The sequence below is a fragment of the Cohnella panacarvi Gsoil 349 genome (genome assembly GCF_000515335.1).
Lineage (GTDB): Bacteria > Bacillota > Bacilli > Paenibacillales > Paenibacillaceae > Cohnella > Cohnella panacarvi.
Map to the genome: position 1 here is coordinate 1 of NZ_KI911563.1, position 2075 is coordinate 2075.

Sequence of the window (2075 nt, forward strand, 5' to 3'; positions counted from 1 at the left end):
TAGTGACCGTGGTTTCCAGTATACGAGCAAAAGTTTTAAGAAGAAACTGGACGATGCAGGCATGACACAAAGCATGTCTAGGGTGTCGAGGTGTATCGACAACGGCCCGATGGAATCATTCTGGGGAATGATGAAATCCGAAATGTACTACCTCAACAAATTCAATACATACGAAGAGTTGGAAGCTGCCATTATCGAATATGTCGAATACTACAATAACCATCGCTACCAGAAGAGGCTGAACTGTATGACGCCTTTAGAATACAGACAATATCTTCTCCATTCAGCCGCCTAAAAAAATAGCACCGACCACGAATATGGTCGATGCCGAGTTTTTAATATATCAACTGTCTACTTTACAGGATGCACTTCACATTATTTCTTTCAAGGTTTTTTTTGTATCAGAACCAGGCGAAGAAATCAACGAAGGGGAGTCTGAATCCGATTATACTGTCGCGACTCCAAAACGTTAGTAGAATAAATATTTTTGAATGGTGATGATATCATGATTACTTAATTATTGGAGGCTAATTCACATGACAGAACAGGAAGCGAAGGAGATAATTGAACAAGAGAATTTAAAACGTTTAATTGGTTCGGTGAACATTCTGATAGAGAGAATGAAGTTGTAATCATATCAGAAAATAGTGACTGGTTAGTTTATGTCACGGATGAAAGAGCCAGTATAGTTACTGTGTCTGTGACAAAGGTTACTTCACTAAGTGAGGCTTTTAATAAACTTCATTAAAAAACTAAGGACTGAGAAAATAATATTTGAGTAGTGGAACACTCCAGAACCCTATACATACTTTCTACACAAATATTGGTGTACCATTACTTCTAAACAGGCAGCAAATAGTTAGTCACCGCCATGGCCGGCCTGTTTTTTGTTATTAGTAGTTGGAAGTATGCCCCGAGTCAAGAACTTTATTTAAAATAGAATGAAAGTAGAGCTCTGCCCCCTCACATGAAGGATCAGACTTACACAAAATATCGTATTATAAAGGACATTCAAGTTAGATCGGGAATAATTGCTCCCTGGTTTGACGAAGTTGGTAACGGAATTCAATATAACACTCAGCTAGATATCGTAGACGATATTGGAAATCAAGTCAAGCTACAGTGGGGAATTTGTTGGATTTCGGATATATCGAGGAAATTAAATGATAGAAGGGAGATTTCAATGGATAAATTTCAGTTACAGCATATCTGTAGCGACCTGGGAATAAAAGTTATAGTCAACGATGAAATGATTAAAGAACAAACTGGATACTATGAAAACTATAACCAAATAGAGAACAACAGCGGTGAGTGGTATTTTTCTGAGATGAACTTTGAAAAGCGACCATCTCCAGAAAAAGAAAAAATAACAAAATTTCTCGATGAAGAGGAAGCTGTTAAGTTTTTCTTTATCATGACGTTTAGAAAGTTCATTTCTAAAAAAATACACTTACCTAATAATCCAATAAGAAGTATTCGAACTTTCGAAGAATTAATAAATTACTTCGACACATTAGGAGTTAAGAGAGAGTTTTATAGCTTTAGTGAAATCAGGTCTCGAGAGGTTTATGCTGAGGTATTGGACGATAAAATAGTAGTAAGTTACATTGATAACAATAAACAGAGAAAATTCACTACTATGCCGTTAGATGTGGAACGCGGAATCTTCATCATCTATAGATTAACCTATGCATTGCACTTCCTTAACATGGTTGAAACGAAGTATTTGGATAGCGGATTATTGAGTGAGAGATTTAATGACGATGATATTGCGATATTTATTAAGTGATAGTTAATACATTCTTTATTTCCGATTAACCTTGATTGGCTCATGCCATTCAAGGTTTTTCTATGGATTTTCCAGTAAACCGAATGCAAGTAGGTCAATTGCTTGCTTCAAGTTCATCATCAAGAAGCAAACACTCGCAGTTATCGTCTCGTTTATCTAACGCGGCCGATCGACTATCTTCCGCCGCATATGGCGTGGATCCGGCGATCAAGGCGCGAAGGCAGCTTCAATATCGAATCTCGTACGCGACGCAAAGATTGCGCGGGCTCGAAGATCGAATGTACAA

2 protein-coding genes are annotated in these 2075 nt (G+C 37.4%); both read left to right on the forward strand.

Going from position 1 to position 2075, the window contains the following annotated elements:
* A partial coding sequence (locus COHPA_RS0100005) for an IS3 family transposase (protein WP_027084134.1) occupies window positions 1-295 on the forward strand: 295 nt, incomplete at its 5' end.
* 660 nt (window positions 296-955) lie between these two features.
* A complete protein-coding gene (locus COHPA_RS0100015; protein WP_281173020.1) occupies window positions 956-1789 on the forward strand; it encodes a TNT domain-containing protein in 834 nt (277 codons plus the stop codon).
* Window positions 1790-2075 lie beyond the last annotated feature (286 nt).